Here is an 8,975-nt window from a genome sequence, read left to right on the forward strand (position 1 = left end):
TCTAGCTACCATTTGAGATCCCATACCGTTTAGGTATGCGTTAATTACATTTAATTTATCTTCTACTTTATATTTAGACACAAAAACACCCCAAAGTTTTGTACAAACTTTGGGGTGCAGTGCACCAAAGGGCGCCTTTTTTCTTTGCATTTAACTCCCCTTGATACGAACATTTTTTGGTATTGGTTGAAAAAAGTTCAAATTTTATTGTTGACAGTCAAATTTTTTTGGTCTATTCTTAAAAACAACTTGAAAGTAGTAATTCAAATCGACATGTTAAGCGAGTATCTGATTCAGTGAAACGAGATACCTTGTCCTTGAATGAAGGCAGTCAAGATTTATCAATTGAATCGAAATCTTAATGCGCATTAAGAACCAGAGGTATCAAGTGTGAGCTTGATATAAAACTAAGGTGGAACAGTGTTACGACGCCCTTGTACGAAAGTACAAGGGCGTTTTTTATTTACCAAAAGGAGAATGAATTATGTACGATTTTTCAAAAGAAGATCCAGAAATTTTTAAAGCGATTGAACATGAAAACAATCGTCAAGATAACGTAATTGAATTAATTGCATCAGAAAACATTGCATCCAAGGCTGTTTGCGCGGCTCAAGGTTCTGTATTAACTAATAAATACGCAGTGGGATATCCCGGCAAACGTGTCTACACCGGGAACGAAGCAATCGATGAAATCGACAAGATTGCCAAGAAACGTGCGGAAGAATTATTCCATGCAGAATATGCAAATGTTCACCCTCACTCAGGAAGCCAAGCTAACCAAGCTGTCTATGCAGCCTTCTTACAACCAGGCGATAGAATTCTTGCAATGAGCGAACATGCTGGTGGTCATTTCACTCACGGTCAAAAACATAACTTCTCCGGTCAACTTTACGAATCACATTTCTACGGTGTTGATCCTAAAACAGAATTACTAGATTTTGAAAACATTCGACAAATTGCTCTAGAAGTAAAACCAAAACTAATCATTGCTGGTGCCTCAGCATACAGTCACATCATTTACTGGGACGAATTCAGAAAGATTGCTGATGAAGTCGGTGCCATCCTAATGGTCGACATGGCTCACATTGCCGGACTAGTCGCTGCTGGTGTTCACCCTAACCCCGTCGAAGTTGCTGATGTTGTCACTACCACTACCCACAAGACATTGCGTGGACCACGTGGTGGTATGATTTTAGCCAAAGCCAAGTATGCAGACAAATTAGACTATGCAGTCTTTCCTATATCACAAAGCGGTGCTTTAGAACATGTTATTGCAGCTAAGGCCGTTGCATTAGGTGAAGCATTAAAACCAGAATTCCGTTACTACGCAAAAAACGTAATCAAAAACGCTAAGGCCATGGCTAAGGTATTCAATCAAGACGAAAAGATTCGTGTGGTATCTGGTGATACCGAAAACCACGAAATGACATTGGACTTAAATGCCGTTGGTCTTACCGGTGATCAAGCAGCTGAACTACTTTACTCAGTTGGTATCGCCACTAACAAAGAACTACTGCCTCTAGAAGATGGTGATACTATGGAAGGAATCCGTATCGGTACCCCTACTATCACTAGTCGAGACTTTAATGAAGAAGAAGCTGCTAAGGTGGCAACCATCATTGTGGATGTGTTAAACCACCCTGGTCATCAAAATATCTTAGACGATGCTAAGCAACAAGTGCATGACCTAGTCGTTAAACATCCCGTTACCAGATAAATATGTAAAATAAAAAAAGACCTTCTTGAGAGAGAGCGGTCTTTTTTGAGAGAGATAAGAAAATATAAATGTATTAACGAGATGAGAGGTCTCATTAATATAATAAATATGAGTTAACTGATCGCCTTTATGCGAACAACTGTTCTTATTATATATGACGATCTAAAAAAACACAAGAATTAATATAAAATAAAAATAAGGTATAAGCAAGGGTATATAACATATTTGTATAATTTTTAATTAGATATTAATTATTTACAAATATATCTCTCTTTTAAATCCAATCTAATATAAACCTAGAATAACGGTAAATCGTTGATGTCATCAATGATTTGATCACTATATTGTTCAATGCCACCGTTTTCTAATTTAACATCTTCGTCAGAAAGTAAATCAGAATCAATCCACCAGGATTTTAGTTTATCAATATCGTGTGGTTGAATTTTTTGTTCGTTATACTTCACTGTTTGTTCAAACGAATCGTTAAAATAATAAACTAATTGTTGGCTACCGAAGTCTTCAATCAATTCATGTAGTATTTCTCCATATGAATCTTTGGGTAATACCCCGTCTAAGATGACATAATGGAAATGTTTTTTACCATAGTTGACCAACTTTTGAATCATTTGAATTTGCATGTCGACATGTTCTTCAGATATATCTTGTTGGACCAACATTACGTCCGTGGTTCCTAATCTTTCTTGTAGAGATGATGCAACACTGGTCTTACCAGTCACCGCGTTTCCCCTAAGCACAATTAATACTGGATCCATGTCTTCCTCCGTTTTTAATAATTAATGTATCTATTATAAACTTTTTTCTACTATATTAATATGTAAAAAAGCAGCAGGCATCTCGCCTACTGCTTTTATTTATTTTCATATTCAGCTAAAACTTTTTTCCATTCAGCTACGTGTTCTGGTGTATCGGGCTTTGGCATTAACATGTAGTTAAACTTGATATCTTCAATATCATCAGTTGAAGTTACTTGTTCAACAAGTGGACGTAACTTCCAACCTAACATAGGATTAATCATTTTCGATGTATCCATGAAAACATCCCCCTTTGCTTTTGTCACCATTATATACGTCAAAGCGTGAAAGAAAAAATATTAAGCATTCTTATTAATGATTGGTAATAATCGTTTGGCAACAAACGCAGCAATAACTGCCTTGATGACGTCTCCTGGAATAAATACCATGTTAGCAAGTAATGATTGCTTCAATGTGATGTGCATTTGCACGCTGATCCATACAATCGCAATTGCGTATGAAATGATGATACTTACTATAATGGTAGATATTAAAACATTCCAGAAACTATTTTGGTCAATCACCTTGCTAAGTAGTCGGTTAAACATCGCCATTAGCGAAGGCATTAATAACCATGATAGTAGGTATCCTCCTGTAGGTCCCACGAAAGTGACGGCACCACCGTGACCTCCAGTTAAAACTGGCAAACCAACAGCGACCATCACCATTAGAATGGCTACTGAAATAGTCCCCTTCTTACCACCTAATAGTAATCCAGCTAACATGATTCCAAAATTTTGTAGCACGATTGGTACCGGAATAATTGCAACCGGAATTGCTGGTACAAATGCCAATGCGATAATTAGCGCTGTCATAAGCGCGATTTGTGTAACATCTCTCGTTTTCATATCCCTCTCCTTATTGTTAACCATTCATTTATAATAAGTTAACAATAAGATATATTATCGATTGTTAACCAATATGTCAAATTAAGTTGTTAATAAACAATATACAAAAAAGGCGCTATCGTTTGATAGCGTCTTTTTAGATTACTTAGTTAACTTACGAACAGCTTTTCTTAGTTGAGTACACTTAGCGATTAGGCTACGTCTGTGCTTCTTAGTTAAGTGCTTTGACTTTAATTTCTTGTTCAACTTAGCAATTGCCTTTTTGTTGGCCTTTACTTTTTTAGCAGCACGTTTTGTTAACTTCTTTTGGTGCTTTTTAGCCTTTTTATCGGCTTTCTTTGACTTCTTAGCATTTTTGTGAGACTTCTTTGAAGCTTTCTTTGACTTCTTAGTTGTCTTCTTGCTCTTCTTTGTAGACTTCTTAACAGTCTTTTTAACAGCCTTCTTCTTAGCAGGTTTTACATGGTTCTTCTTAATTTCTTTATGAAGAGCTGTTGCTTGCTTGTGAAGACGTTTTCTAGTCTTCTTAGAAATTTTCTTGCTGTGTAACTTCTTGTTAATCTTAGCAAGTTTCTTCTTGTCACGTTTTACGATGGCACGCTTAATCTTGTTCTTTAATGCGTGAATCTTCTTTAGAAGCGCCTTCTTAGCACGTTTTGTCATCTTTTTGTGCTTTAGCTTCTTGTTTAGCTTAGCAAGTGACTTCTTTGACTTCTTAATTGAAACTTTCTTAGCCTTAGGAGCCTTCTTAGCACGTTTCTTGTCTGGCTTCTTAGGTTGACCAGCATTATTCTTGTTTGATGGGTTAACTTGATCAGGTTTTACATCAGGTGTAATAGTTGAATCATTGCCCTTGTCACCATCAATCTTAGTAGATGAAGCAGTATTGTCATCATTGTTCTTTTGATTGTCTGATGGTTTCTTATCATCGTTGGTCTTTTGATCATCTGATGGCTTCTTATCATCGTTGACCTTTTGATTGTCTGATGGCTTCTTATCATCGTTGGCCTTTTGATTGTCTGATGGCTTCTTATCATCGTTGGCCTTTTGGTCGTCTGATGCCTTCTTGTCATCATTAGCCTTTTGGTCGTCTGATGTTTTCTTGTCATCATTAGCCTTTTGGTCGTCTGATGTTTTCTTGTCATCATTGGCCTTTTGGTTCATATTATCTTGTAATTCAGCAAAAGCTAGTGAATAATTATTTTTTAATTCCTTAAGCAATGAATTAATTTCTGAAAGTTTTTGAACATCACTAATGTCAGAATTATCATCTTTATTTGCATCATTGATTAAGTCATAAATTCCATTCAAATTATTATTCAATTCTGATGAGTTACTAAAACTATCACCAGCACTTTGAATTAGGTCATTAGTTTCTGATCTCATTTCATTAATAATTGATAGATTCTTATTAAGTTCATCAATCTTACCGTTAACTATGCCTGACTTAGATAAAATATTGATCAAATGTTGTAGATACTTATCTTGATAATTTTCTGGAATATCTAGTTTTTGTTCAAAGATTGAATCAGATTCAGTATCAGTATTATCACCAATTCTAAATGAAAGTCCATCATTTAATGAATCATTAGTATCCTTGTTTTCTTGTTGTTCATTAATAATTCCGTTTAAGAATTGATCAAACTTTTTGTAGTTAGCTGATTTTTTCTTCTTGGATGTTGATTTTTGGGCTTTTTTAGCTGCTTTTCTAGCTGCTTTTTCAGTTTTTGCTTTGGCTTTTGCTTTTTTAGCAGCATTTTTATTAGCTACTTTTTGTGCTTTACTTGAAGCTTTTGACAATTCATCTTGTAACTTATCTGAATTAATCATGTCTGTTACTTCTGAATTTTGTTCTTTTTCATGGTTAAGACTATCCTTGAAGGCCTTATCTACATTGGCCATCTTGCCATCATTTGCTTCTTCGCTCTTATCAAATGCTGCATCTTCTGCCAATTGGTCCTTCATGTTATCTGAATCAATTAGGTTTTTAACTTCTGCGTTTTGTTCTTTTTCGTGGTTAAGACTATCCTTGAAGGCTTTATCTACTTCTGCCATCTTCGAATCCGCAGCCTTTTCACTCTTTTCAATTTCAGCATCTTCTGCTAATTGGTCCTTCATGTTGTCTGAATCAATTAAGTCCTTAACTTCTGCGTTTTGTTCTTTTTCGTGGTTAAGGGCTGCATTGTAGGCTTTATCAACTTCTGCCATCTTCGCATCAGCAGCATTTTCACTCTTTTCAATTTTGGCGTCTTCTGCTAATTGATCCTTCATGTTATCTGAAGCAATTAGGTCCTTAACTTCTGAATTTTGTTCCTTTTCTTGCTTAAGGGCAGCATTGTAAGCTTTATCTACTTCTGCCATCTTGGCATCAGCAGCCTTTTCACTCTTTTCAATTTTGGCGTCTTCTGCTAATTGATCCTTCATGTTGTCTGAATCAATTAAGTCCTTAACTTCTGCGTTTTGTTCTTTTTCGTGGTTAAGACTATCCTTGAAGGCTTTATCTACTTCTGCCATCTTGGCATCGGCAGCCTTTTCACTCTTTTCGATTTGAGCGTCTTCTGCCAATTGATCCTTCATGTTATCTGAATCAATTAGGTTTTTAACTTCTGCGTTTTGTTCTTTTTCGTGGTTAAGACTATCCTTGAAGGCTTTATCAACTTCGGCCATTTTGGCGTCGTTTTCTTCTTCGCTCTTATCAAAAGCAGCATCTTCTTTTTCTTGCTTTAGAGCATCATTAAAAGCTTTATCTACTTCTGCCATCTTGGCATCAGCAGCCTTTTCACTCTTTTTAATTTCAGCATCTTCTGCCAATTGATCCTTCATGTTGTCTGAATCAATTAAGTCCTTAACTTCTCCGTTTTGTTCCTTTTCGTGATTAAGAAGATCGTTTAGAACCTTTTCTGCTTTTGCATACTTGGAATTATTTTCCTTTTCACTATTTTCAAAAGCTGCTTTTTCTGCTTTTGCTTTAGCTTTTTCTTTTTGTTCTTCAGCTTTTTTAGCTGCTTTTTCTGCTTTTGCTTTAGCTTTTTCTTTTTGTTCTTCAGCTTTTTTAGCTGCTTTTTCTGCTTTTGCCTTTGCTTTTTCTTTTTGTTCTTCAGCTTTTTTAGCTGCTTTTTCTTTCTTATCCGCTACTTTTTCTTCCGCATCATGCTTCTTTTCAGCATTAATCATGTCATTGAATTTAGAATTATTTTCTTTTTCATGTTTAATTGCTTTAGATAAACTATCATTAGCAATATTATATGAATCATCCATCATATGTGACATTTCATTCATGGCTTCTGCTTCGTATCCATGATGATTATAAGAATCAATATTTGCTTTAGTAGACTTCACTTCATTTTTTAGTTCATTTAAATACATGTCTGTATTTTGAACATGATTATCATCATTAAGTGATTTGTTTAAATTATTCAAATCGCTTTCAACAGATGATTTTAATTTTTTAAAACTATCATTACTGTTATTTTTTAAAATTGATGAAGCCTCATTTAAAGCCTTATCAATATATTCTAAATAATTTGCTTCATTAGAAATCTCTTTTTTTAATTCATTCGTATTTTTAATATCCTTGTTTTTATCACTTAAGGTTTGTGCTTTGGCTTGATTTATTTCTTTTGAAAATTCTTTTTGAACATCCACATCATAAAGAGATGCCTTTGCCAATTCTTCGATATAAGAACCTTTTACATAACCAATTGATTCATTGTAATAATCGTACAAGTAGTTTTGAATTTTATTTGCCGCTTCTAGTAAATCACGATCAGTTATTTTTTTACCCTTATCACTATCGTTGATTTTACTATTTGAAATACTAACATCAGCTTTAGAAATTGCACCAGTTGTTGTTGATAACAACATTACTGAAAGTGGAATAATGGCTAATGTCATATTTTTGAACTTTTTGTTCATTATAAAAAATCCTCCCTGAAAATATAAATGAAAATAATACGAATGATTTCATGTTAGCATGTTCCTTTTAAAAAAAATTAAGTATGTTAAATGTTTTATTATCTTTTAATAATGCTTAATTTATAATTAATACAAATAAGATTATTCGTTAATTTTCTTCTCAAACAATAAAAGATTTTTTATATAAACATAAATATTTGAAATTTTAGCCATAAAAATGAGAATAAAAAAATAACCGGCTCCATACCGGTTATCAATCCATATTATTGTTTATTTTTTCATAATTATTCCGTAATTTACGAAAGTTATTGGAATACTTGTTTAGCAACATTGAACGCTGACCATGCTTTGGGCCAACCAACATAAAAAGATAAATGTGTAATCATTTCAGAAATTTCATCTTTTGTAATGCCGTTTTGTTGTCCCATTTTAAGGTGGGCTGCCAATTGTTCAAAGTTGCCGGCCGCAATTAAACTGCTGATGGTAATCATGCTTCGTTGCTTTAAAGATAACTTGGATTCTCTGCTCCAGATTTGTCCGAATAAGACATCGTCGTTAATTTCGGCAAACTTAGAAGCGAATTCACCTAAATTATCTCTTCCTGCTGTTTGTTTCTTCATATTAATCACGCTTTCCTTCATTATTAGCTTGGCTGTATTGTTCATCACTGACAGCTTCTAGCCATTCTGGAGTTCCTGCAGTGATTGCGACGTGTGAGAACCAACTGTCATCAGTAGCACCATGCCAGTGTTTGACACCATCATGAGTTACCACGACATCCCCTGGTTGTAATAATCTAGCTGGTTTGCCTTCTTCTTGGTACAAGCCCATTCCACCGGTCACCAATAGTAGTTGGTATCCGTCATGGTGAATGTGCCAATTGTTACGACAACCTGGTTCAAAGGTGACGTTTCCCACACCAACATTGACTTCTGATTCCGGACTAATCAATCCTTGTAGGTAGCTTTGACCAGTGAAGTATTTTGCATATGCATCATTCTTAGGTCCGCGATCAAAAATAATTCCGTTCTTTACTTCTTCGTTCATCAGCGATAACTCCTATCTAAATCGTTTAAGATATTCTTCAAAGCTTTCGTCGACCTTATGATTTAGTTTTCCATCATACCAATCGATTTTATGAGATAACACATTTAGGTGGGACTTTCGTTCGTTAATTTCCGCCAAACTTCTCTTCTTAACGAATTGCAGTAACTGCTTTCTTTGGTCAATGGTGGAATCACCCTGTTTGCGCAACTCTACATATTCTTGAATCTCAGTCATTAACATGCCAGTTCCCTTAAGGTGCAAAATGAACCCAATCCACTTTACATCATCATTGTCATAATAACGACGATCATTTACATCGCGTTTAGGGATAATTAACTTTTGTTTCTCGTAGTATCTCAATGTGTATGTGGTCAAACCGACTTTGTTGGCAAAGTCACCAATGCTATATTTACTCATAAAAAAGTCCTTTCTACTAACTTCAAGAATAAATGTACTATTTAGAGTTAACTCTAAGTCAAGTATATAAAAAAAGAATCATCATTTCGATGATTGAACTGAACCCCTTGAGTTGGAGAAATCTAACCTAAGGGGTTCTTTTATGTTTTCTAAAGAATTAAAATTAGCTGCCATTAAAGATTATTATAATGGTTTAGGATTTACAAAAATTATTAATAA

Annotated in this window: 8 protein-coding genes; 1 reads left to right on the plus strand and 7 read right to left on the minus strand. The window is 34.7% G+C overall.

Annotated features, from left to right (window positions below; genetic code table 11):
• Positions 1–484: 484 nt before the first annotated feature.
• Positions 485–1,717: a serine hydroxymethyltransferase gene (gene glyA / locus OEZ61_RS07400; protein WP_290047272.1), complete on the plus strand. Its 1,233-nt coding sequence runs from the start codon at positions 485–487 to the stop codon at positions 1,715–1,717.
• A gap of 296 nt (positions 1,718–2,013) precedes the next feature.
• Here glyA and OEZ61_RS07405 read toward each other — a convergent pair whose 3' ends face one another.
• The 7 genes from OEZ61_RS07405 to OEZ61_RS07435 form a co-directional block, all read right to left on the minus strand.
• The gene (locus tag OEZ61_RS07405; protein WP_290047273.1) at positions 2,014–2,490 is read right to left on the minus strand and encodes a hypothetical protein; all 477 of its coding nucleotides are present in this window, start codon (positions 2,488–2,490) and stop codon (positions 2,014–2,016) included.
• A gap of 95 nt (positions 2,491–2,585) precedes the next feature.
• On the minus strand, positions 2,586–2,768 hold the full coding sequence (locus OEZ61_RS07410) for a hypothetical protein (RefSeq protein ID WP_034530997.1): 183 nt from the start codon (positions 2,766–2,768) through the stop codon (positions 2,586–2,588).
• Between the two features lie 60 nt (positions 2,769–2,828).
• Complete coding sequence (locus tag OEZ61_RS07415; protein ID WP_041152851.1) at positions 2,829–3,377, minus strand: biotin transporter BioY; 549 nt, start codon at positions 3,375–3,377, stop codon at positions 2,829–2,831.
• 141 nt (positions 3,378–3,518) lie between these two features.
• Positions 3,519–7,292, minus strand: coding sequence for a hypothetical protein (locus OEZ61_RS07420; protein WP_290047274.1), 3,774 nt, complete (start codon positions 7,290–7,292; stop codon positions 3,519–3,521).
• A gap of 305 nt (positions 7,293–7,597) precedes the next feature.
• Positions 7,598–7,912: a carboxymuconolactone decarboxylase family protein gene (locus tag OEZ61_RS07425; RefSeq protein WP_202882604.1), complete on the minus strand. Its 315-nt coding sequence runs from the start codon at positions 7,910–7,912 to the stop codon at positions 7,598–7,600.
• A gap of 1 nt (position 7,913) precedes the next feature.
• A complete protein-coding gene (locus OEZ61_RS07430; RefSeq protein WP_220382387.1) occupies positions 7,914–8,339 on the minus strand; it encodes a cupin domain-containing protein in 426 nt (141 codons plus the stop codon).
• A 12-nt stretch (positions 8,340–8,351) separates the two neighbouring features.
• Positions 8,352–8,756 carry a MerR family transcriptional regulator gene (locus OEZ61_RS07435; protein WP_290047275.1) on the minus strand — a complete coding sequence of 135 codons (405 nt, stop codon included), beginning with the start codon at positions 8,754–8,756 and terminating at the stop codon, positions 8,352–8,354.
• Positions 8,757–8,975 lie beyond the last annotated feature (219 nt).

Source organism: Apilactobacillus sp. EABW-1NA (assembly GCF_030398685.1).
Classification (GTDB): Bacteria; Bacillota; Bacilli; order Lactobacillales; family Lactobacillaceae; genus Apilactobacillus; species Apilactobacillus waqarii.